Source organism: Sphingobium terrigena (assembly GCF_003591655.1).
Taxonomy (GTDB): Bacteria; Pseudomonadota; Alphaproteobacteria; order Sphingomonadales; family Sphingomonadaceae; genus Sphingobium; species Sphingobium terrigena.
In genome coordinates this window covers 317530-340053 of sequence record NZ_QVRA01000002.1, presented here as the reverse complement: position 1 = coordinate 340053, position 22524 = coordinate 317530, and the positions used below count along the sequence as shown (strand labels likewise).

Sequence of the window (22524 nt, the reverse complement as noted above, 5' to 3'; positions counted from 1 at the left end):
GTGATGCTGGACCGCAGGACGATGCTGGCGGCCGGGATGGCGGCGGCTGGCGCAATGGCCGCACCCGCGATCGCTGCGCGCAAGGCGGCGGCCAGCCCGGCTTTTCCCAAGGGCTTTTTGTGGGGCGTGGCGACTGCGCCGCACCAGATTGAGGGCAATAATGTCGCCAGCGATCTGTGGTTTCTGGAAAATCAGCAGCCCACCATATTTGCCGAACCCTCGCGCGACGCCTGCAACAGCTTTGCGTTGTGGGAAACTGACCTCGACATCGTCAAGGCCATGGGTCTCAACTGCTATCGTTTCGGCATCGAATGGGCGCGGATCGAGCCGGAGAAGGGCTTGTTCAGCCAGGCGATGCTGGACCATTACAGGGCGCTGATCGAGGGCTGCCGCGCGCGTGGCCTCGCTCCGGTGGTGACGATGAGCCACTTTACCGCGCCGCGCTGGTTCAGTGCGCAGGGTGGCTGGACCAACCCGGAAAGCGCGGACCTGTTCGCGCGTTATTGCGACCGGGCGATGCGCGCGCTGGGCGCTGGCATCCACAATGTCATCACCTTCAACGAACCCAATATCCTGTTGCTGCTCAAGCCCATGCTGCCGCCACAGGTTTGGGACATTCAGAAACTGACGCTGGAAACCGCGGCCAGGCGTCTGGGCGTGCCGAAATTCCTGTCCGCCAATGTTGCGGGGGTCGAGGATCTGCCTGCGCTGCAAAAGGGGCTGCTTGCCGCGCACAAGGCGGGCAAGGCTGCGATCAAGGCGGTGCGGCCGGACCTGCCCGTCGGCTTTTCGCTGGCGATGATGGACGATCAGGCGGTGGGCAAGAACAGCCTGCGCGACGCGATGCGGCAGGAACTCTATGGCGCATGGCTGGACGTCGCCAAGGCCGACGATTTCATGGGCGTCCAGAATTACGAGCGCGCGCTGTGGACTGACAAGGGCCGTTTGCCTGCGCCCAAGGGATCAATCGTCAACTGGAGCGGCACTGAAGTGTGGGCGCCTTCGCTGGCGGGCGCAGTGCGCTATGCCCATGAAGCCACGGGCGTGCCGATTCTGGTGTCGGAACATGGCGTTGGCACAACAGACGACAGCATCCGGCAAAGCTTCATCCCGGCAGCGCTCGCTGACCTTAAGAAGGTGATCGATGACGGCGTGCCGGTGCAGGGCTATTGCCACTGGTCGCTGCTCGACAATTTCGAGTGGATTTTCGGCTACAAGGTCAAGTTCGGCCTGCACAGCGTCGATCCGCTGACCTTTGCCCGGACGGCCAAGCCCAGCGCGGCGGTCTATGGCGCGATCGCGCGCCGCAACGCGGTCTGAATGCGCGCTCCTGTCCTGTCGATCCCGCGTGAGGCGGGGATCAGCTTTGCGATCAATGCGACGCTGAGCCTTGTCTTTTTCCTTGGCGTATTCGGGCTAGGCAGGCGCGCCCTGTCCGGGACTATGCCCGATGCGCTGGCATTCGACTTCGTGCCGCAGAGCATCGCGGTATCGCTGATGAGCGCGCTGGTTCCGGCCCTGATTGTCCGCAAGCGTCTTGCCATGGCGATCGGGCTGCGGTCGATTGTGCTGCGCGCGATCGCCTTTGCGCTGGCTGGGGCTGCGCTGGGTGGGCTGATCGCCTTTCTGATTGGCAGTGCAGGTTTCTCCCCGGTCGACTGGCACGTCGCACTCGCCATGAAGCTGACCTATGGCGGGTCGCTCGGCGCACTTATAACAAGCCTGACATTGCAGAGGATGACCCGATGAAATTGCTTCCCCTGACCTTGACGCTGGCCGTCGCGACGCCTGCTTTTGCCCAGCCCAATGTGCGGATGGAGAGCATCGCCGCGCCCGACCAGAGCAAGGCGATCGCCCTCTATCCCGACCAGCCTGTGGTGGCAGCGGGACAGGATGAGCAATGGTCGCATATGCAGGTGACGATTGGCACCAATGCGATGGACAACATCATGGTCCGCAATGTCGTGCGGCCGACCATCACCCCCTATCTGCCCGATCCGGCCAAGGCGACCGGCGCCGCCGTGATCGTCGCGCCGGGCGGCGCCTTCATGTCGCTGTCGATGACGAGCGAGGGGAGCGATGTCGCGCGCTGGCTGGCTGACCATGGCGTTGCAGCCTTGGTGCTGAAATATCGGCTGAACGTGACGCCGCGAGACGACAAGGCGTTTCTGGGTGCCATGGGCGCGCGTTTTGCCGCCGCGGCCAAGCCTGGTGCTGTGCGCAGCATCGAGGAACCGCGCGCGACGCTGGATGCTCTTAAAGCGCTGGAAATCGTGCGCAGTCGTGCGGCGAGTTGGGGCATTGATCCTGCGCGCACTGGCATGATCGGCTTTTCGGCAGGCGCGATGACCACGCTTAACGCCACGTTGGAGGGGAAGGGTGAGCAGCGGCCCGCCTTTATCGGCTACATCTATGGGCCGATGACCGACGTAGCCGTGCCTGTCGATGCTCCGCCGATGTTCAACGCTATCGCCATGGACGATGGCCTGTTCAAGGGCCAGGGTTTCGCCCTTGTGGAAGGCTGGCGCAAGGCGGGTCGTCCGGTGGAACTCCACGCTTATGAGCGGGGCGACCATGGCTTTGGCGCGGGCAAGCCCGGCACCACGACCATGGGTCTGATGCCGCAATTTTTCGCCTGGATGGAGGCGCGCGGCCTTCTGTCCAAGCGTCCGTAATCCAGGGAATCCAGCCATGTCCAAAGCCCTCCGCCTCGCCGCGCTGCTGGCCTGCACTGCCTTTGCAACCCCGCTGCGCGCCGACGATCTGGCCGACGGTTTTCGCAATCCGCCGCAATCGGCGCGACCGCGTGTCTGGTGGCACTGGATGAACGGCAATGTGACCAAGGACGGGATCGACAAGGATCTCGAATGGATGGCGCGGATCGGGATTGGCGGGGTCCAGAATTTCGACGCCAGCCTCAAGACGCCGCAGATAGTTAAGGAACGGCTGGTCTATATGATCGATGGCTGGAAGGATGCGTTCCGCCATGCGGTCAGGACAGCGGACGCCAAGGGGCTGGAATTTGCCATCGCGGCCTCGCCCGGCTGGAGCGAGACCGGAGGTCCATGGGTGAAGCCGCAGGACGCGATGAAGAAGCTGGTCTGGTCCGAAACGCTGCTGGCCGGTGGCCAGCGCGTCAAAGGCGCGTTGGCATCGCCGCCGTCGGTGACCGGGGGCTTCCAGAGCGCGAAATTCGTCGATCCGCTGGCTATGGGCGCTGAGGTGGCACAGCAACCCGCTTTCTATCGGGACGCGCTGGTGCTGGCTTATCCCGTCGCGGTCCAAAGCCTGCCGACACCTACGATCAGCCAGGGCGATGGCAAGAGCGTCGAAGCTGCGCCCTTGTCCGACACTGAGTTGGACAGTGTCGTGCAAGTTGCAAAGGGCGATCCGGCCAGGCCCGGCACGCTGGTGCTGGACTATGGCAAGCCTGTCATAGTGCGGTCGGCCAGCCTGTTCATACCCCATGCGCGGCCACCCTTTGGCGACCCGGAATATCTGCCCGCGCTGGAGGTGGAGAAGGACGGCGCATGGCAACGCATCGGCGCATTTCCGCTGACCGAGGCGACGACGACGATCGGCTTTGCGCCCGTGACCGCGCGTCGCTTCCGGCTGGTGCTGGCACCCAATGACGGGGTGAAGGCACCGAGCCTTGGCGATGGCGCGCCCGGTGCGATGAAGTTTGATGTCTTTGCCCAGCCACCCAAGCCGACGCTGGCGATCGGCGACCTGCGGCTGTTCGCCGAAGCGAAGATCGACCAATTTGAGGCCAAGGCGGGTTTTGCGATCCTGGCCGACTATAACAGGCTGAGCGATGGCGCGGCGCAGAGCGGCCCGGCAGTCGATCCGGCCCGTGTCGTCGATCTGACCAGTCGCCTGGCGCCCGATGGCACACTCGACTGGACCGCGCCCAAGGGAAGCCAGTGGCGCATCGTCCGCATGGGCTATTCGCTGACCGGCAAGACCAACCATCCCGCAACCCCGGAAGCGACGGGGCTGGAGGTCGACAAATATGATGCCGATGCCGTGCGCCGCTATCTGGAAACCTATCTGTCCATGTATCGCGACACAGTCGGTCCCGAATGGATCGGCAGCAAGGGCATAAGCGCGCTGCTGACCGACAGTATCGAGGTTGGCGCGTCCAACTGGACGCCGCGTATGGTCGAGGAATTCAGGGCGCGGCGCGGCTATGATCCGGTGCCGTTCCTGCCGACGCTGACCGGGACGATCGTCGGATCGCCCGCGCAAAGCGATGCCTTCCTGCATGATTATCGCCAGACGCTGGCCGACCTGCTGGCCGACGCCCATTATGGCACGGTGGCGAAAGTGGCGCATGAGCAGGGGCTGACAGTCTATGGCGAGGCGCTGGAAAATGCGCGCCCTGTGCTGGGTGACGATCTGGCCATGCGGTCCCATACCGATGTGCCGATGGCGGCGATGTGGACCTTCAATCGCGGCGGCGCCCCACGCCCGACGCTGATCGGCGACATGAAGGGGGCCGCGTCGGTCGCGCATATCTATGGCCAGAATATCGTGTCGGCTGAATCGATGACGTCGGCCTTCTCGCCCTGGGCCTTTGCGCCGTCGGACCTGAAGCGGGTGATCGATCTGGAATTTGCGTCGGGGGTCAACCGGCCGATCGTCCATACGTCGGTCCATCAGCCGGTCGATGACAAGCTGCCGGGGCTTAGCCTGATGATATTCGGGCAATATTTCAACCGGCATGAAAGCTGGGCGGAGATGGCTAAGCCATGGGTCGACTATATGGCACGCACAGGCTTCCTGCTCCAGCAGGGCCGCGACAGCGCCGATGTCGCCTATTTCTATGGCGAGGATATGCCGATCACGTCGCTGTTCGAACATGGCGTGCCGACCGACCTGCCGACCCGCCATGCCTATGATTTCGTCAATGCCGGCATAGTGGCGAAGAAATTTACGGTCGATGGCGGGGAACTGGTCGCGGGCAGCGGTGCGCGTTACCGGGCGCTCTATCTGGGCGGCACGAGCCGGGTGATGACGCTGGCCACGCTCCAGCGGATCGCAGCGCTGGTCGATGCCGGGGCGACGCTGATCGGCATGGCTCCTGAACGCGCGCCGGGGCTGAAGGATGATGCGACAGCGTTCAAGGCGCTGGTCGACAAGTTGTGGAGTGGCGGCGCGACCGGCGAGGGCCGCGTGATCGCCAGCCGCGATGTCGAGGGCGCACTGGCCAGCGCCGGTGTCGGTCCCGATTTCCGGGTGACGCAGGGCGGGGCGGACAAAGATTATCGCTTCGTCCATCGCAAGCTTACCGATGGCGATCTTTATTTCGTCAACAACCGCACCGACCGGGCCGGGCCGATCGAGGCGCGCTTTCGCGTGACCGGCAAGCAGCCCGAAATCTGGCGCGCGACCGATAGCAAGGCAGAGCCTGTCTCTTATCGCACCGAGGGTGGCGAGACGGTGATACCGATTGACGTTGCGGCGGAGGATGCTTTCTTCATCCTGTTCCGCTCGCCTGCCGCTGTGCCGTCGATGACGGTTCCGGTGAAGATCGCAAAGACGGTCGGGAGTATCGCCACCCCATGGAGCGTCCGCTTCCAGCCGGGGCGTGGCGCGCCGCAGGGCGTCGAGATGCCGACCCTTACGCCGCTGGAGGCCAGCGCCGATACGGGGATCAAATATTTCTCCGGCACGGCGACTTACACCACCCGCTTCACCCTGCCTAAGGGGGTCAAGCCCGGCGCGCCGCTCTGGATTGACCTCGGCAAGGTTGGCGATCTGGCGCAGGTCAGCGTCAATGGACAGGCCGCAGGCACGGTCTGGCTGGCCCCTTATCGGCTCGACATCAGCAAGCTGGTCAAGCGCGGCGCTAATGCGTTGGAAGTCAAGGTTGCCAATCTGTGGGTCAATCGCCTGATCGGAGATCAGCAGCCCGGCGCGCAGAAGGTGACCTTCACCGCCGCGCCCACCTATATGCCCGATGCACCTCTGCGGCCGTCCGGGCTGATCGGGCCGGTGACGTTGGTGGCGGAGTAGCGGGTCAGATGCGCCGGGCGATCGCGCCCGCGGCCCAGCCCATGCCGACCGCCAGCGCAATGGCGGTCAGGCCGTAAAGGAAGGACCATTGCTCGGCCGCCGTCGCCATAAATTGTTCAAAGCCCGATTTGCGCACGGTGATGTCGCGGACGGCGGCGGCGACGACGCGGCCGTCCTGCACCAGAAATGTCTCGGCAGTGTAATCGCCCACAATGACGCGCGCCGATAGCGGCAGGCGGGCGCGGTACAGCACGCCGTCGCTGATCTCGACGGTGCCGGGGCGCTCGACGAACAGGCCGGATCGTTCACGCAGGTCGACCAGCCCCTGCTGGAACCGGCTCAGCTCCGCGCTTTCGTTGAGCGAGGAGGGCGACAGTTGCAGCTTGTCGACGCCCAGTTCGTAGATGGCGGCGGTGCGTTCATCGACGATGCGGTCTATCGGGCGGGAGGAAGCCATTGCGTAGAAGCTGGGTGCAGAGCGGAAGCTGGCGCGATCGGCATTGACCCAGATGCCGGCCACCTTCTGCTTTTCGCGCATCGTGATCGACTGTTCCGGCCCTTTCAGCACGACGACGATGTCGGCGGGTTTTTCCGGGCGGACGCCGTCGGGATAGACGATCGCGCCGAACAGCAGCAGGTCCGCGCCGGTGAAGCTGTACTGGATTTCAATGTCGCGCTGCGACACGTCCGGCACCAGTTGCGGGGCGTTGGCTGCCACCAGCAGCAGCGCGGGGGCCAGCCGCCACAGGGCACGCCGCTGCATCAGCTCAGCTCTATCGTGAAAATTTCATCGGGCCGCCAGCCCAGCCCCAGCGCCATGCGCGCGGCGACGAGCAGGACGATGAGCGCCAGCAGCACGCGCAGATATTCGGGCCGGATCGTCATCGACAGCCGCGTGCCGACCTGCGCGCCGGTGACGCTGCCGATCAGCAACAGCATCGCCAGCACCAGATCGACCGCCTTGGTCGTCATCGCGTGCATCATCGTCGTTGCCATGGTGACGAACAATATCTGGAACAGCGATGTGCCGACGACCGACTGGGTGGTCATGCCCAGCAGATAGAGCATGGCGGGGACAAGGATGAAGCCGCCGCCAACCCCCAGCAGCATTGTCAATATGCCGGTCGCCATGCCCAGCAGCAGTGGCGCAAGCGGGGAGATATAGAGGCCGGAACGGTAGAAGCGCCAGCGCATCGGCAGCGCGGCGACGAGCGGGTGGTGCCGCCGCTTGCGGGCCTGAACACGCTTGCCGGTCTTGAGTGCGATCAGCGCCTGGATCGATTCCTTGGCCATCAGCAGGCCGATACCGCCCAGCATCAGCACATAGAGGATGCCGATCACAGTATCGATCTGCCCCCAATATTGCAGCAGGCGGAAGATCAACACGCCCAGCCCCGCGCCGACCACACCGCCCGCGATCAGCACGCCACCCATGCGAAAATCGACCGTGCCGCGCGATATGTGGGTGAATACGCCCGACACGCTGGCTCCTGTGACCTGCGAAGCGGCGGATGCGGCGGCGACGGTGGGGGGGATGCCGTAGAAGATCAGCAGCGGAGTCGTCAGAAATCCGCCGCCCACGCCGAACATGCCCGACAGCAGGCCCACGACGCCGCCCAGGCCGATAATGACCAGCGCGTTCACCGACAGATTGGCGATGGGCAGGTAAAGATCCATGGCCTGTCCGGGGGTAGTGGCAAAATGTGTCGAGTGAAAGCGGCGCGATGCCCCGCGCGTCAAAAATCTGCGGCCAGGGTGATGGCAAGGCCGGAGGCAGGGGCCGCGCGACCGGCAACACGCTCCCGCCATTCGATCGCGACGCGGGCGGGGACGTTGGGCAGGGGCAGGCGGACCTGCATTTCCGGGCCGATGTCGATCCGCTCGACGCCGGGCTGCGCGCCGCCGGAAAGAGCTGCGCCGATGCGCAGCTTCGATGTGCTGACTGGCGAGAGTAGCGAGACTTTGCCGTCGATAAAGGCGTCGCGCCGGTTGAAGCCGACCACCCCGGCTTGCGCATAGGCTTCCGCCTCCAGCCCGCGTCCGACCGGCGTGGGGCCAAAGCCGCCGACGGCCATGACCGTTGTCGCGTTACGCGCGCCCTGGCCCAGCGCGATGCGGCGTTCGACGGCCAGGCTGACGGGGATAGTGCGGACGGGCTGGATGGCGAGGCCGATCGCGGCTTCGGGCGCTGCGGGGCGCTGAAGCGCGCTGGTCGTGCGGGCATAGGCGACGGTGCGGCTTGAGGCGGCGGGGGTCAGGTCATAGTCGATGCGCACCCCGGCTTGCGACGCGCCCAGTCGGCCGATAGCGGCATCGGTGGGGGACGTGCCATTGTCCCGCCACAACATCCATGCGCTGCCATGCCAACGATCCGGGCGGGTCGGTGCGGACAGGAGCAGCGGCGCGGGGGAGGGGGACGGGCTGCCACGATTATAGTCGGGGTCTGTCGCATAGTGGCGGTTGGCGAAGGCCATGGAGAAGGCGATGAAATCGAGCAGGTCCACCGGCATGGCGGCTTGGGCCTGGGTGGGGCGGACGGTTGTCACAGCCGGAATGGCGGGGGACACGAGGGACGCCATTGGGGTGGCCCATAGCCTGTGTGGCGAAGGACTGGCTTTGTTGGGGGCGTCCTCCGATACCGTTGGCGAAGGCATCGGCAGGCGCTTCGCGGCGATTACTGCGAATTTTTCAGGCGCTATCAACGGCAATGGCGGTCCCGGCTGGCTCCACAGGCGCATTGCCACCCATCCGACCATCACCAGGCCGAAGAAACGGAGCGGGCGGCCACTGGCGGATGCGATCATGGATCGGACCGCATGTCGGGAAAGCGATGCTTGGTCTTATCCCATTTTAGCGGCTGGCCGAGCAATGACCGGACATATTGGAAAATGGCGCGACGGGCCGCGAGGATGGCGATATAATTAGCGATGAGGGTGCGCGGCACGGCACCCAGCCCGTAGCGCCAGCCATAGGCTTGTCCCACGAACAGTGCGCGCATCAGGCCACGCCAGCTCATCAGGGCCAGGTTGATCCACAAAAGGGTTATGATTGTCGGCGAGAGTGGGCGGGGCGGAATCGGCAGGAAGAGGCCGATCAGCCAGAGCATCCCCCATAAAGGCAGCGCCACATAGGCAGCGAACAGGACTAAGGCGGACAGGGCGGCGCGCCGGTCGCGCAGCCGCATCCACCATTCGGCTGGTCCCCCGCGCCAGCCCATCCGGTCCCATCCGGCCAGCGAAATGCCCACAATCCAGCGCGCCTTCTGCTTGACGGCACTATCGATTGTGTCGGGGAAATATTCGCGGGTTGCGACCAGGTCACCGTCCGCGTCGCGCATCCGCACGAATATGCCGCGCCCGCCATTGTCGCGAATGCGCAGCCCCGCCTCATAATCCTCGGTCAGTGATGACGGGTCGAACGGGCCATGGGTTGGATCGTCGGCCAGTGCTGCCAGCGTGTCACGCTCGAACGCGCAGGCGACCCCGGCGGACGGGACCGACGCACCCAGGGCTTCGCGCACGGTCAGATATTTGCCATGGCTTTCTGCAAATTCATCGCAATAATGATTGGCGATGGCGCGTGACAGCCAGGTGCCTCGACCGGTCAGCGGCAGCACGGGCAATTGCACCAGCTGGAACCGGTCGATCAGCACGTCGAACAGGCGGATTTCATCGGCATGGACGACATCTTCTGCGTCATGCAAGACGACGGCCTTGTAGCGAAATCCGTTCCGTCGCTCCTCGTCCAGCATGGCACGCCACAGGACGTTGAGACAATCCGCCTTGGTCGTGGGGCCGGGATGCGGGTTGATGCCGAGCAGGATGCGGGGTTCGCCCTGCGCCACGGCGGCGATGGCCTCGATCGTGGCGGGATCATTGGGATAGGTGCCAACGAAGATCCGATAATTGGCCTCTCCCCAGCGCCCCAGCGCATAACGCAGCATTGGCCCGATCACCTCCGCCTCGCGCCAGGCGGGGACGAAGATGGCGATTCGTCCGGGCGTCGATGACGAGGGCAGGGTCGCGGTCGTCATCCGGGCATGGCGGCCATAGACGAACAGGTCGCGCCACGCCTTGCGCGCCAGAAATAGCAGGTCGATCAGAAAATCGTCGACCCCGCCAATGGCCAGGCCGACGACGGCAAAGAGCAGGATTTCATGATGAAGGATCGCAAGGCCCGCGACCAGCATGTCCCCCAAAGCCTTGACCCCCATGCTTCGACAGTGGAGAGGATGACATTGGCGTCAGCAGCTTCCAAGTCTTTTGCGTAATTTATGCAAATCGGTCGCGACAAAACAGGATGAACCGAAGAATGACAAAGCCGCGTCCGTCAGTATTGCGCGAATTTCTGGCCGGGCAGGCGGGCAGCGCTGTGTTGCTCATGATCGCAGCGGCGCTGGCGATGCTGCTGGCCAATCTGCCGGGTGGAGGCGGACATATCTACCACGACCTGATCCATGCGCAGGTCGGTCCGGTCCTGACCCCGAAGCTGGGACCGATGACTGTCCACTTGTGGATCAATGACGGGCTGATGGCGATTTTCTTCCTGCTGGTCGGGCTGGAGATCAAGCGCGAGTTTCTGGACGGCGGGCTGTCGACCTGGGAGCGGCGAAGGCTGCCGATCATCGCTGCCGTTGCGGGCATGGTTGCGCCTGCGCTGGTCTATCTGGTGGTGACGGGTGGGCGGGCGGAACTCGCCAGTGGCTGGGCGATTCCTGCCGCGACCGACATCGCCTTTGCGATCGGGGTGCTGGCGCTGCTGGGCGACCGGGCGCCGGCCTCGCTCAAACTGTTCCTGACGGCTGTGGCGATCGTCGATGATATGGGCGCGGTGGCGATCATTGCGCTGGTCTATACGCAGGGGCTGGATATGCCCGCGCTCGCCGGGGCGGCAGCTGTGCTGGCGGTGATGATGGGCATGAACCGTGCGGGGGTGAAGGTACTGATCCCCTATCTGATCGGCTTCATGCTGCTCTGGTATCTAATGCTATTGTCTGGCGTCCATGCGACGGTCGCGGGCGTTCTGGCTGCGATGACGATCCCTATCCGCTGCACGCCCGGCGCGCCCGATGCGGTCGATAGCCCGCTGCACCGGCTGGAACATGGGGTGCATCCGTGGAGTGCCTATCTGATCGTGCCGCTGTTCGGCTTTGCCAATGCCGGGCTGACGCTGAACGCACAGGTGTTTGGCGCGCTGCTGGCCCCTTTGCCCTTGGGGGTGGCGTTGGGCCTGTTTCTGGGCAAGCAGATCGGCATCTTTGGGAGTGTCTGGGTTGCTGCGCGGCTGGGCGTGGCGGAACGACCGGTCGGCGCGAACTGGGCGCAGGTTTACGGCATGGCGATGCTGTGCGGTATCGGTTTCACCATGAGCCTGTTCATCGGCGCGCTCGCCTTCCCCGGATCGGCGTTGCTGGTCGAGGAAGCAAAGGGCGGGATTTTGATGGGCTCGCTGGTTTCGGCTGTGGCGGGCTATGCCCTCTTGCGCTGGATCGCGCCGTCGCCGCGTTAGGCGGGTTCGCCAAGCCGATATTTTTATGCTATACCCTCGCTTGCTGCTTTTCCGCACATTGTACGGTGCAGCCAATAATCGACCAATCTTCCAGGAAAAATACCAGGAGAGGGCGAATATGAGTATGGAGACGGACGTCAATTATCTGCTGCATCGCCAGCAGATGTCGCTGATCAAGGCGCAGGCTAGCCCATCGCGGGAAGGGCGCAGTGCCTATGAGAGTCTGGCGCAGCGCTATATCGAGCAGATCGATGCCTATCGGCAGGAAAATGAGAGGCTGATTGTCCGCGCCCATTAGGGGAGGCGGGCGTCAGCGGCGCTCCAGCAACCGCTCGATCGCCCGATGATGGGCGGCGTCATCGCCACATTCTTTTTCCAGCACCGCCTTGATCCGCTGCAATTCATCTTCGGTCAGATGTTCGATGCCGATAAAGTCGTTGCGGGCATTGTCCACGGCGCGGATCAACTCGTCCAGCTTGGCCTGGATCGCTGATCCGTCGCGATTTTGCGCATTCTGGATCAGGAACACCATCAGGAACGTGACGATGGTGGTGCCGGTATTGATGACCAGCTGCCAGGTATCGGAATAATCGAAGAGCGGCCCGGTGGTGATCCAGACCAGCACGACGGAACTTGCCAATATGAAGGCCAGCGGCTGGCCTGCCCAACTGGCGACCCGGTGTGACAGGGCCGCGAAAAATTTGTCCATGATGCTGCCATCCTCTGCGCACCGCGGTGCGGCGCATTTATGCTGCGTTCAGGCATGTGTTGCCATGAAGCGTTCATGACAGCCATCGCTTTCCGTGTCGTCGCCTGCGCTCTAGGCGCATCGCTGCTGGCCTCCTGCGCCACCGTCTCCCCCGAATCGCGTCTGCGCACGGGATTGCTGGAAGCCGGACTGTCGCCCCGAATGGCAGGCTGCATGGCCGAACGCATGGTCGATCGGCTCAGCCTGATGCAGTTGCGGCGACTCCAGTCGCTGGCCTCGCTCCGCAAGTCTCACATGGGCGAGATGAGCGTCGATCGCTTCCTCTACAAGGTGCGCGCGCTGGAGGATCCGGAGATTTTCCTGGTCACCAGCAAGGCAGCGATCGGCTGCGCTTTTTAACCCCTATTTTGCAACAATCCGGGCCAGCACTCCGCAAAGGTTTTGCAATTTTGCAAAGTCGTTTTGCGAAATCATACTGGCCCTGCAATCCCGTCTGTGCTTTAGCCGTCGCCATCACGGTTCGACGGAAAAGGACGGCACGCTCCATGAATATTCATGAATATCAGGCGAAAGAACTGCTCGCGAAATATGGCGCGCCGATCGCCGCTGGTTATGCCGCTTTCTCGGTCGAGGAAGCTGTCGAGGCAGCCAAGAAGCTGCCTGGACCGCTTTATGTCGTGAAGTCGCAGATCCACGCCGGTGGCCGTGGCAAGGGCAAGTTCAAGGAACTGCCTGCCGAAGCCAAGGGCGGCGTCCGCCTCGCCTTCAACCTGGACGAGGTCAAGGCCCACTCCACCGACATGCTGGGCAACACGCTGGTGACGATCCAGACCGGCGACGCGGGCAAGCAGGTCAACCGCCTGTACATCACTGACGGCGCGGACATCGACAAGGAATTCTACCTCGCCCTGCTGGTCGATCGTGGCAGTAGCGAAGTTGCGTTCGTCGTGTCGACCGAAGGCGGCATGGATATTGAGGAAGTCGCCCATTCGACCCCTGAAAAGATCCACAGCTTCTCGGTCGATCCCGCGACCGGCTTCATGCCGCATCATGGCCGTTCGGTGGCCGCTGCGCTGGGCCTGACCGGTGATCTGGCCAAGCAGGCGTCCAAGGTTGCTTCGTCGCTTTATGCCGCGTTCCTCGACACCGATGCCGAGCAGATCGAAGTCAATCCGCTGGCGCTGACCAAGCAGGGTAATTTGCTGGTGCTGGATGCCAAGGTCGGTTTCGACGGCAATGCCATGTTCCGTCACAAGGATATCGCGGAACTGCGCGACCTGACCGAGGAAGATGCGGCCGAAGTCGAAGCGTCCAAGTACGACCTCGCCTACATCAAGCTGGACGGCAACATTGGTTGCATGGTCAACGGCGCGGGCCTGGCCATGGCGACGATGGACATCATCAAGCTGAACGGCGAATTCCCCGCCAACTTCCTGGACGTAGGCGGCGGCGCCACGACCGAGAAGGTGACGGCGGCGTTCAAGATTATTTTGCAGGACCCGGCGGTCAAGGGCATCCTGGTCAACATCTTCGGCGGCATCATGAAGTGCGACATCATCGCCGATGGTATCGTTGCAGCGGCCAAGGAAGTGAACCTGTCGGTTCCGCTGGTGGTTCGCCTGGAAGGCACCAATGTCCAGCAGGGCAAGGATATTCTCGCGGCTTCGGGCCTGGCCATCGTCCCTGCGGACGATCTGGGTGATGCGGCGCGCAAGATCGTGGCGGAAGTGAGGAAGGCAGCCTGAGGCCGCTTTTCATCTGAACTGACACCAAAAGGGTGCGGGTAGTCCGGTTACGGGCTGCCCGCGCCCGTGTTGGCATTTATAGTGGAGGATGTTGAAATGAAGATCCTTGTCCCCGTGAAGCGGGTGATCGATTATAACGTAAAACCGCGCGTGAAGGCGGATGGAACGGGCGTTGATCTGGCGAACGTCAAGATGAGCATGAACCCGTTTGACGAGATCGCGATCGAGGAAGCCATCCGCCTGAAGGAAAAGGGCGTCGCGACCGAGGTGATCGCCGTGTCGATCGGCGTCGCCAAGGCGCAGGAAACGCTGCGCACGTCGCTGGCGATGGGCGCTGACCGGGCGATCCTGATCCAGACCGATGAGGAAGTCGAGCCGCTGGGCGTGGCCAAGCTGCTCGCCAAGGTGCAGGAAGAGGAAGGCGCTGGCCTGATCATCCTGGGCAAGCAGGCAATTGACGATGACAGCAACCAGACCGGCCAGATGCTGGCGGCGCTGCTGAACCTGCCACAGGGTACCTTCGCATCGAAGGTCGAGGTTGAGGGCGACAGCGTGTCGGTGACCCGCGAAGTCGATGGCGGGCTGGAAACGGTCAAGCTGTCCACCCCCGCGATCATCACCACTGACCTGCGCCTCAACGAGCCGCGCTACGCTTCGCTGCCCAACATCATGAAGGCGAAGAGCAAGCCGCTCGCGCAGAAAACGCCTGCCGATTATGGCGTCGACATCAGCGCCCGGCTGGAGACGCTCAAGGTCGTCGAACCGCCCAAGCGCACCGCTGGCGTCAAAGTCGCCGATGTCGATGAACTGGTTGCCAAGCTCAAGGCCATGGGAGTTGCCGCATGAAAACGCTCGTCTGGGTTGAACATGAGGGCGGGGCCGTCAAGGACGCCACCCTCTCTGCCGTCACCGCTGCTGCCAAGCTGGGTGAAGTCCATTTGCTGGTCGTTGGTGAAGGCGTCAGCGCCGTTGCCGATGCGGCGGCTAAGATTGCGGGCGTGGGCAAGGTCCATGTCGCTGACGACGCGGCCTTTGGTCATGCACTGGCCGAAAATGTCGCGCCGCTGATCGTGGAACTGATGGGGCATCATGACGCCTTCATCGCGCCCGCCACCAGCAACGGCAAGAATATCGCCCCGCGTGTCGCCGCTCTGCTCGACGTGATGCAGATCAGCGACATCCTGTCGGTCGAGAGCGAAGATACGTTCACGCGCCCCATCTATGCCGGTAACGCGATCGCGACGGTCAAGAGCAAGGACGCCAAGAAGGTCATTACCGTTCGCGGTACGGCGTTCGAAAAGGCTGAACGCGATGGCGGTTCGGGGACGGTGGAAGCCGTGGCCTCGACCGGCGACAAGGGACTGTCGTCCTTTGTCGGTGCCGAAATCGCCAAATTGGAGCGGCCGGAACTGACCAGTGCCAAGATCATCGTGTCGGGTGGCCGCGCCCTCAAGGACGGGCCGACGTTCGAGGAAGTGATCTTCCCGCTGGCCGACAAGCTGGGTGCAGCTGTGGGCGCAAGCCGTGCGGCTGTCGATGCAGGCTATGTGCCGAACGACTATCAGGTCGGGCAGACTGGCAAGATCGTGGCACCCGAAGTCTATGTGGCGGTCGGCATTTCCGGCGCGATCCAGCATCTGGCTGGCATGAAGGACAGCAAGACGATCATCGCGATCAATAAGGATGAGGACGCGCCGATCTTCCAGGTGGCCGACATCGGCCTGGTTGGCGATCTGTTCAAGGTCGTGCCGGAACTGACCGGCAAGCTTTAATCCAGCGTCACGCAGAAAAAAGGGCGCGGGATGAAAATCCCGCGCCCTTTTTTGCGTCATTCGCAGTTGACGTCGTTCCGGTCGATTGCCCGGCCAGCCAGTGCGCCGGCACCGCCGCCCAGGATCGTGCCGAGGGTTTTCGAGCCACCCGGAGCGATGATATTGCCGAGCACGCCGCCAGCAATCGCGCCGACGATCGTGCCGGTCGTGCCGTCGTCACGCTTGCAATAATAACGGCCGTCGCGGTCGCGGTAGATTTGCTCGTCGTCGCGGATCGGTCGTCGTTCGTAACGAGGTGGCCCGCGACGATCACTGGGGCGGTCGTAGCCATAACCACGGTTGCCGCCACCGTCGGAAACGCAGGCTCCCAGCGGAAGCATGGCGACCAGGGCAACGGCCAGGAGGGGCTTGCGCATCAGGACACCAGCGGCGTGGCTGTGTGGCTTACCGGGGTCGTGATTTTGGTGTCGGCGGCGCGCTGGTCCGACAGGTCGGCCTTGGCCTGGTTATAGCGGGCGACGAGATCGTCGCGGAACTGGTCCAGCTTGCCGTCGTCATACAGCTTCTTGCCGACATAACCGGCGATGGCGCCGAAAATCAGGGTGCGGATCATGGGGTGGCTCCTTTGTTGGTGTCCAAGATGTCGGCCAATCAACGGGCGGCGACGCCAGGGGTTCCGGCAGAGCGGACAACAAAGAGAGCGGGGATATTATTCGGCGGCGTCGGCCAGCCGTTCGGCGCGGGCGTCGGCAGCGGCATTTTCGCGGCGGGCGCGGGCCGTGTCGGTCAGATCCTGGCGTTGGGCCATGGCGAGCCAGGCGGCTTCGGCGCGGAGGCAGCGGTCGCGGACATTGGCCAGCGTCGCGGCGTCGGCGTCGGTGCGGGCTTGCGCGGCGAGGCTATGATAGTCGGTAACGGCCATGAGGCTCTCCTCAAAATCAAAGGATGAAAGGTCCGGGCGCGAAGGATGACCCCCGCGCCCGATCCGGGCCGTCTGAATTATTCAGCGTGGGCGATGTTCACCGCAGCCATCTTGCCGCGCTTGTCCTGCTCCAGATCATAGGACACGCGGTCCTTTTCACGCAGGGTAGCCAGGCCAGCGCGCTCGACGGCGCTGATGTGAACGAATGCGTCTGCACCGCCATTGTCGGGGGCGATGAAGCCATAGCCCTTGTCGGCGTTGAAGAATTTGACGACGCCAGTGATGCTGCTCATGTGGTATTCCTTCTTTCTGTGCGGCGAACCCCGTGTGGACGCGCCGGGTTGCTAAGGGGCAGGGAAAGAAGGAAGTAGGTGCCGCAAAGCGCCGAAAACCGTCGATTTGCGACTGTAGCCACGCCTATGTAGGGCAGGCAGTGGCAAATAGCAAATCGCATGACGGGCCATGCCCCCCAGGGCAGCGCAATTTGCCCGGCCGGGTGTGCGTCAGCATCACGGACAAGGCCGAATTGGGGGCGAGCGCATCAGCAGTGAGATGAGAGGCTTCAGCGGGATTTGATGTGCTCTGCAATCATGGGAGTCAGGTCGACTTCGGGGCCTTCATCGCCTTCACGCCAGAAGAAGCGATTGAAACTCTCAGGCGTTGCATTGCTGACATCTTTCATATCGTCCGCAACAAAGCGCTGCATGGTGGCATCGACCGGGCCAAGAGCGGGGCGAGCCTCGATTCGGTCGCGCCACGTCCTGAGGTTGGGCAGGTCGTCCCATTTCAGGCCGTGCCGTTCGACATAGAGCGCCCAGGGATAGGTCGCGATATCCGCAATTGAATAATCGCCGCCGGCCAGCCAAGGCACTTCGGCCAATCGCTGATCCAGGAAGCGATACAGGCGGGTAGCCTGTTCGCGATAGCGTCGGCCCGCATAGCTGCTGGCGTGTTCCGGTGTGATAATGAAATGATTATGCTGGCCGAAGATGGGGCCAATATTGGCCATCTGAAGCATGAGCCATTTCATGACCGCATAGCGCTCGCGACCGGCCGCAGGCAGCAGGTCTTGCCGACCATAGGCCTCCGCCAAATAGATAAGGATTGCGCCGCTTTCAAAGATTGGTTCACCTGCCGGGCCGTCAGGATCGACAAGGACCGGCACTCGTCCAAGCGGATTGAGCGCCAAAAATGAGGGCTGGAACTGCGCCCCGTTCATAACCCCGACAAAGCTGGTTTCGTAATCCAGCCCTAGTTCCTCCAGCATGATCACCACTTTGCGGACGTTGGGGCTGCCGCAGCCATACAGCTTGATCACACCATGCACTCCCTGTTCACTTTCCATTCGATCCAAACTCTTGGGCAATCTGGATGGCGTATCAACACTCCCGTTGACTGATCCGTCGGAACGCATGTTGGCAAACCCCGCTTCCGTTAAGAAGTCGGGTTTGCAGGCGCGTCGGCACCGGTCGTCGCATCAAAATTCGTAGCCGAACTTGACGCCATAGACTCTCGGTTCGCGCGCCGTGGCAAAGGACCAGAGGCCGGCGACCGTGAAGGCCGACGTAGTACCGCGATCATTGGCAAGGTTGCGGCCGAACACGGTAACTTTCGCCTTGTTGCCATTGACGTCAAAGCTGAGCGAGGCGCTGGCGTCCAGCAACCCCTGCCGGTCGGTCGCGTGCGCTGAATGTTGATGACGCCGCCGATCGTGTTGCGACCGAACAACGTGCCTTGCGGACCGCGCAGGACCTCAATCGATTCAGTATCAAAAAAGTCGAGAAACTGTCCCGTGCCTGTACCGATGAACACGCCATCAACGACGATTGCGATGGTCGGATCGAAGGATTTTTCAACATCGGCGAAGGCGAGGCCGCGGATCGAGGTATTGGCGGTGCCCGCGCCCGTACTCTGCGCGGTGATCAGCACGTTCGGTGCTGCCCCCAGCAAATCACCGATGTTCATCGTCGCCTTGGCCTCAAGCGCCGACGGCGCCAGCGCGGTCATGGCAATGGGGGTTTGCTGGATGGTTTCGTTACGGCGTCGCGCGCTGACAATGATGTCGGCCAGGCTCAGCTCGCCGTTTGCTTCCGGCGTTTCCTGCGCCAGTGTCGGCGTGGCGAAGCCTGCCAGATGCGTCGTAATGAGCGCAGTCAAAATTGCAGGACGGCTTCCAACATTCATCATCAGACCCTCCCCCGAAATTCATCCGCCTCCCCGGGCGCAGAATATTGTCTTGTGGGGATGAAGATCGACGGATTTCTGACCGTTGCGAACTCTAACTAGTAGTAGGTGGCTCAGGCGCTCAGGCCCGCGTGGCGATACTCGATCGCCCGCCAACCCCATGATTGCGGAGTGCCTGTAGGGGTTGTCACCGATTTAGAGCGCGCTGCATTAAATCAGACGCAGGTCGCGCGTTCTAAGTATTTGTGGTTGCATCGTTTTAGGCGGAAAACCGGTTCCCACTTTTCCGCACGATGCTCTAGCTGCTCGACGGCATATACAGTCTACTGTGCGTCGAGACGGGCAAATCAACGGTCAATGTTCCCTGAAAGACGACCAGAAACTACCAATTAATGGTTCGAGCATGTAATCAAGAGCGGTCCGCTTACGAAGAGGGATGAGGATTTGTACGGGCATACCCGCCCGCAGTGCGAACGCTGGGCCACGCACCTTCTGGATAATCTGCAACTGGCTTGATGGAATCTCCGCTTCGCCGGTGAAATAGCTTTGCCCGGTGCTTTCTTCGGTGAAGCTGTCAGCCGACAGGCGGGTGAGTTGACCCTTGAGGTGGGGCAGTGTTCGTTCATGCAGTCCCGAAAATTTGACCAACAATTCTTGTCCTATGGAAAGGTCGTCGGAATCATCGGGCGAAAGCCGGATTTGAACCCGCAGAGGTTGCCTTTCCGGAACTATATCCATCAACTTTTGCCCTGGGGAGATTACACCACCGGGGGTGAACACCGTCATACCGACGATAGCGCCCGTTGCAGGCGCGCGGATCTCGGTACGGGCGAGCTGATCGCGCGCAGCGCGCCATTTGGGGAGGACGTCTCCCAATCGCAATTCGACATCGCGCAGTTCCGACCCGGTTCGCTCGCGAAAACTGCTTTCAGCCTCCAGCACCTGGATTTCATTCTCGCGCGCCGCCCCCTGGGCTTGCGCTACGCTTGCGGCATATTGGCCGCGCTGCCCCTGGAGCAACGCACGTATGCGTTCCATCTCGCGTATGCGGGTTTCGGAAACGAAGCCTTTTGCGGCGACCGGTTTCAAGGCTGCGATTTGCTCGTCGATCAGTCGTAGCTGCTCGCGGGCTGAAACGGCTTGCTCCTTATATCCCTGGCCTTGCTGTCCGGATTGAGCGACCCTCTGGAGCAGTGCATCGCGTTGCGCCCGCAAAACCGATGCGCGCGCGATCAATTCTGACTGTTGCAGCTTCATGGCCAGTGCAGCCTCCGCCTTGTCGTCCGCCTTCAACCAGGCAAATTCCCGCGGCGGGTTAATGCGCGAAAGATTCATCAGTTCGGCTTCCAGTCGCGCCCGTTGCGCCAACAGCCTTATGGTCTGCGATGTTAGCGCCCGTTCCTGTGCCTGCACTTCCGCCGCTGCCAGGCTGATGAGGAGGCGACCACGCTCTACCCGCTGCCCCTCTTTGACATGGATGCTGCCGATCACGCCGCCGTCGCGATGCTGGACAGACTGGCGCTGACCGGAAACGATCAAACTACCTGTGGCATAGGCTGCCGCATCCAGCCGTGCGAACGCCGCCCAGCCCAGAAACCCCACGAAGAAGATCGCCGCTACCGTCAGCCCCCATTTGATGTCCCTGTTCGGATCTGCGATGGCAGGCAGATTCACGTCCATAGGCGTGGCAGGCGGAGCGATCTGCTGTGTCATGAGGCACCCTTCGCCACGGATGCAGCCGAAACACGGTGCATCCGGGGCGGCGCTATCTTGGCAAGGACTTCGTCGCGGGGACCGAACATCTCCATCCGACCATCCCTCATGACCAATATCTTATCGACGACCGGCAGGATGCCCGGTTTGTGCGAGATGATAAATATTGTTTTCCGCTCCGCTTTTGATGCGCCGAGTGTGGCAATCAGCGCTGCGTCTCCTTCGCTATCCAGATGGGCGTTGGGCTCATCCAGGATGAGGATGGCGGGATTGCCGAAGACGGCACGCGCAAGTGCTATGCGCTGGGCCTGACCGGCTGACAGGCCGCTGCCACCCAATTTGAGCTGATGGTCATACCCATTGGAGAAGCGTCGGATCAGGGCATCGGCACCCACTTTCATAGCGGCCGCGACGACAGCCCTATCCAGCGCAACCTTGTCATCACTGAATTGCGTGGCGAAGCGCGCGATATTTTCGCTGATTGATCCTGCCAGCAAGGTGGAATCCTGGGGAAGATAGCCGATATGCTGTGCGAGACGGTCGGGATCCCAATCCTGCGCATCGGCACCATCAAAACGTACCGTACCGCGATCAGGCAAGAGCGCGCCCGCGATAACGCGCGCCAGCGTCGATTTGCCCGCACCGCTCGGACCGACGATCGCTATGACCTCGCCAGGGGCGATGGCGAACGAGATATTCTGGAGCACCGCGCCGCTTCGTTCCTCATTCATGATCGTCAGGGCGTCGACGGCGATTGCGCCGACAGGCGCAGGCAGTGCCGTCTTTACGGCTGTGCCGGGAGCGGTGGCCAGTAAAGCCCGGATACTGCCATATTGCTGGCGCGCCTGAATGAGTGCTCTCCATGTGGCGGTCAACTGCTCGATAGGCTGCAAGGCACGCGCAATCAGGAAGGACGCGGCAAAAATCGCGCCTGCCGAGATAAGATTATCCACCGCCAACAAGGCACCAAGGCCCAGAGCCAGCGATTGCAACGCAAGCCTGATGAACTTGCTGATCGTGAGGAAGCGGCCAGCGGATAGCGCAGCTTCCGTTTGCGTGGCGATCATCGCTTCGCGCTGACCCAGTTGCCGAGCGACCAGCGCCCGACGCATCCCAAGCGCCCTGATGGTATCGGCCGCACCCAACATGCTTTCCTGGCCAGCATATGAGCTATTCGCTGCCCATTGTGCCTGCTCCAGCTTCCCGCGGGTCGCTCGCTCGGTCGCGAACGCCGTGAGCGGGAGGAGAATGCATCCCATGATCGCCAGCGCACCAATCCAGGGATGCACGAGAAAGCAGGTAATCACATAAATGGGTATCCAGGGCGCGTCGAACAACGCGATCGTCGCCGGCCCGCTCAAGGTCGCGCGCAGTGCATCGAAATCCCTAAGCGCCTGACGCGCGCCTGGAAAATCGGGCCGGCCAAAGGTCGCATCCAGCAAAATGGGTGCTATCAGCAGGTCGAGCTTCACGCCAGCCCGCACCAGCAGGCGGCTGCGTACACGATCAAGCAATGCAAGCGTAGCGAGCGCAAAAAGCAAGGCCAGCGTCAGGAATAAAAGCGTCTGCAATCCTCGAGTTGGAACTACACGGTCGTAAATCTGCAACATGTACAGCGTGGGAGCGACATATAGGAGGTTGACCAGCGCGCTAAACAGCCCGACCGCTACGAAATATACCCTGGTCTTTTTCCATATGATCTTATCAATAGGCATCGGACTATATTGCATGGCGGCTATATCATTCGCGGAATGGCAATCCGGTCCTGATTCCTTGAGCGAGAGAGAGCGTGGCAACGCGCAGAACGATCGGTCGATTCCGGTGTTTACCAGCGCGCATCAGCACAGGAAGCAGATAAACATTTGGCCACCTCTATCGGTCAATAATCTGGGCGGACTTATGCACAACGTGTCGAATTGTGCCTGAACGTGAATCGCGTTGCTACCACAACCG

The 22524-nt window shown here is 62.4% G+C and carries 23 protein-coding genes; 10 read left to right on the top strand and 13 right to left on the bottom strand.

The window, feature by feature from the left end; translation table 11 throughout:
• The first annotated feature begins 3 nt into the window (after positions 1-3).
• The 4 genes from D0Z70_RS03615 to D0Z70_RS03600 are packed head-to-tail and all read left to right on the top strand — an operon-like array spanning position 4 to position 6018.
• On the top strand, positions 4-1320 hold the full coding sequence (locus D0Z70_RS03615; protein WP_119744006.1) for a family 1 glycosylhydrolase: 1317 nt from the start codon (positions 4-6) through the stop codon (positions 1318-1320).
• Positions 1321-1749: a hypothetical protein gene (locus tag D0Z70_RS03610; RefSeq protein ID WP_119744005.1), complete on the top strand. Its 429-nt coding sequence runs from the start codon at positions 1321-1323 to the stop codon at positions 1747-1749.
• Positions 1746-2675: an alpha/beta hydrolase gene (locus tag D0Z70_RS03605; RefSeq protein WP_119744004.1), complete on the top strand. Its 930-nt coding sequence runs from the start codon at positions 1746-1748 to the stop codon at positions 2673-2675. Before D0Z70_RS03610 ends, D0Z70_RS03605 begins: the two co-directional genes overlap by 4 nt.
• 16 nt (positions 2676-2691) lie before the next feature.
• Positions 2692-6018, top strand: coding sequence for a glycosyl hydrolase (locus tag D0Z70_RS03600; RefSeq protein WP_119744003.1), 3327 nt, complete (start codon positions 2692-2694; stop codon positions 6016-6018).
• A gap of 4 nt (positions 6019-6022) precedes the next feature.
• Here D0Z70_RS03600 and D0Z70_RS03595 read toward each other — a convergent pair whose 3' ends face one another.
• The 4 genes from D0Z70_RS03595 to D0Z70_RS03580 are packed head-to-tail and all read right to left on the bottom strand — an operon-like array spanning position 6023 to position 10207.
• Positions 6023-6781 (bottom strand): TIGR02186 family protein, encoded by a 759-nt coding sequence (locus D0Z70_RS03595; RefSeq protein ID WP_119744002.1) that lies wholly within the window; start codon positions 6779-6781, stop codon positions 6023-6025.
• Positions 6781-7695 carry a sulfite exporter TauE/SafE family protein gene (locus tag D0Z70_RS03590; protein WP_119744001.1) on the bottom strand — a complete coding sequence of 305 codons (915 nt, stop codon included), beginning with the start codon at positions 7693-7695 and terminating at the stop codon, positions 6781-6783. Before D0Z70_RS03590 ends, D0Z70_RS03595 begins: the two co-directional genes overlap by 1 nt.
• A gap of 59 nt (positions 7696-7754) precedes the next feature.
• Complete coding sequence (locus tag D0Z70_RS03585) at positions 7755-8822, bottom strand: hypothetical protein (RefSeq protein WP_119744000.1); 1068 nt, start codon at positions 8820-8822, stop codon at positions 7755-7757.
• The gene (locus tag D0Z70_RS03580; protein ID WP_119744108.1) at positions 8819-10207 is read right to left on the bottom strand and encodes a glycosyl transferase family protein; all 1389 of its coding nucleotides are present in this window, start codon (positions 10205-10207) and stop codon (positions 8819-8821) included. Before D0Z70_RS03580 ends, D0Z70_RS03585 begins: the two co-directional genes overlap by 4 nt.
• A gap of 122 nt (positions 10208-10329) precedes the next feature.
• Between D0Z70_RS03580 and nhaA the strand changes: the two genes are divergently transcribed.
• Both nhaA and D0Z70_RS24540 read left to right on the top strand, forming a co-directional pair.
• Positions 10330-11526: a Na+/H+ antiporter NhaA gene (gene nhaA, locus D0Z70_RS03575; RefSeq protein ID WP_119743999.1), complete on the top strand. Its 1197-nt coding sequence runs from the start codon at positions 10330-10332 to the stop codon at positions 11524-11526.
• Positions 11527-11644: 118 nt separating this feature from the next.
• Positions 11645-11824: a hypothetical protein gene (locus D0Z70_RS24540; protein WP_147418732.1), complete on the top strand. Its 180-nt coding sequence runs from the start codon at positions 11645-11647 to the stop codon at positions 11822-11824.
• 12 nt (positions 11825-11836) lie between these two features.
• On the opposite strand, the gene D0Z70_RS03570 is transcribed toward D0Z70_RS24540, so the two are convergent.
• Positions 11837-12235 carry a low affinity iron permease family protein gene (locus D0Z70_RS03570; protein WP_119743998.1) on the bottom strand — a complete coding sequence of 133 codons (399 nt, stop codon included), beginning with the start codon at positions 12233-12235 and terminating at the stop codon, positions 11837-11839.
• A gap of 75 nt (positions 12236-12310) precedes the next feature.
• Between D0Z70_RS03570 and D0Z70_RS03565 the strand changes: the two genes are divergently transcribed.
• The 4 genes from D0Z70_RS03565 (at position 12311) to D0Z70_RS03550 (ending at position 15752) form a co-directional block, all read left to right on the top strand.
• Entirely contained in the window at positions 12311-12634 is a 324-nt protein-coding gene (locus D0Z70_RS03565) for a hypothetical protein (protein WP_119743997.1), read from the top strand.
• Between the two features lie 146 nt (positions 12635-12780).
• Positions 12781-13980: an ADP-forming succinate--CoA ligase subunit beta gene (gene sucC, locus D0Z70_RS03560; protein WP_119743996.1), complete on the top strand. Its 1200-nt coding sequence runs from the start codon at positions 12781-12783 to the stop codon at positions 13978-13980.
• A 96-nt stretch (positions 13981-14076) separates the two neighbouring features.
• Positions 14077-14826: an electron transfer flavoprotein subunit beta/FixA family protein gene (locus tag D0Z70_RS03555; RefSeq protein WP_006948583.1), complete on the top strand. Its 750-nt coding sequence runs from the start codon at positions 14077-14079 to the stop codon at positions 14824-14826.
• Positions 14823-15752: an electron transfer flavoprotein subunit alpha/FixB family protein gene (locus D0Z70_RS03550; RefSeq protein WP_119743995.1), complete on the top strand. Its 930-nt coding sequence runs from the start codon at positions 14823-14825 to the stop codon at positions 15750-15752. The genes D0Z70_RS03555 and D0Z70_RS03550 overlap by 4 nt, the downstream gene beginning before the upstream one ends.
• Positions 15753-15808: 56 nt before the next feature.
• Here the strand turns inward: D0Z70_RS03550 and D0Z70_RS03545 are convergent, their stop codons facing one another.
• The 8 genes from D0Z70_RS03545 to D0Z70_RS03510 form a co-directional block, all read right to left on the bottom strand.
• Positions 15809-16168, bottom strand: coding sequence for a glycine zipper 2TM domain-containing protein (locus tag D0Z70_RS03545; protein ID WP_119743994.1), 360 nt, complete (start codon positions 16166-16168; stop codon positions 15809-15811).
• Positions 16168-16365, bottom strand: coding sequence for a hypothetical protein (locus D0Z70_RS03540; RefSeq protein WP_119743993.1), 198 nt, complete (start codon positions 16363-16365; stop codon positions 16168-16170). Before D0Z70_RS03540 ends, D0Z70_RS03545 begins: the two co-directional genes overlap by 1 nt.
• Before the next feature lie 96 nt (positions 16366-16461).
• Positions 16462-16674 carry a hypothetical protein gene (locus D0Z70_RS03535; protein ID WP_006948573.1) on the bottom strand — a complete coding sequence of 71 codons (213 nt, stop codon included), beginning with the start codon at positions 16672-16674 and terminating at the stop codon, positions 16462-16464.
• A gap of 77 nt (positions 16675-16751) precedes the next feature.
• A complete protein-coding gene (locus D0Z70_RS03530; RefSeq protein WP_006948571.1) occupies positions 16752-16967 on the bottom strand; it encodes a cold-shock protein in 216 nt (71 codons plus the stop codon).
• Between the two features lie 269 nt (positions 16968-17236).
• Positions 17237-18019, bottom strand: a complete 783-nt coding sequence (locus tag D0Z70_RS03525) for a glutathione S-transferase family protein (protein WP_220475618.1) — start codon at positions 18017-18019, stop codon at positions 17237-17239.
• An 89-nt stretch (positions 18020-18108) separates the two neighbouring features.
• On the bottom strand, positions 18109-18861 hold the full coding sequence (locus D0Z70_RS03520) for a TonB-dependent receptor plug domain-containing protein (protein ID WP_119743992.1): 753 nt from the start codon (positions 18859-18861) through the stop codon (positions 18109-18111).
• A 351-nt stretch (positions 18862-19212) separates the two neighbouring features.
• Complete coding sequence (locus tag D0Z70_RS03515) at positions 19213-20571, bottom strand: HlyD family type I secretion periplasmic adaptor subunit (protein ID WP_119743991.1); 1359 nt, start codon at positions 20569-20571, stop codon at positions 19213-19215.
• Complete coding sequence (locus tag D0Z70_RS03510) at positions 20568-22286, bottom strand: type I secretion system permease/ATPase (protein ID WP_119744106.1); 1719 nt, start codon at positions 22284-22286, stop codon at positions 20568-20570. The genes D0Z70_RS03515 and D0Z70_RS03510 overlap by 4 nt, the downstream gene beginning before the upstream one ends.
• Positions 22287-22524: the final 238 nt, after the last annotated feature.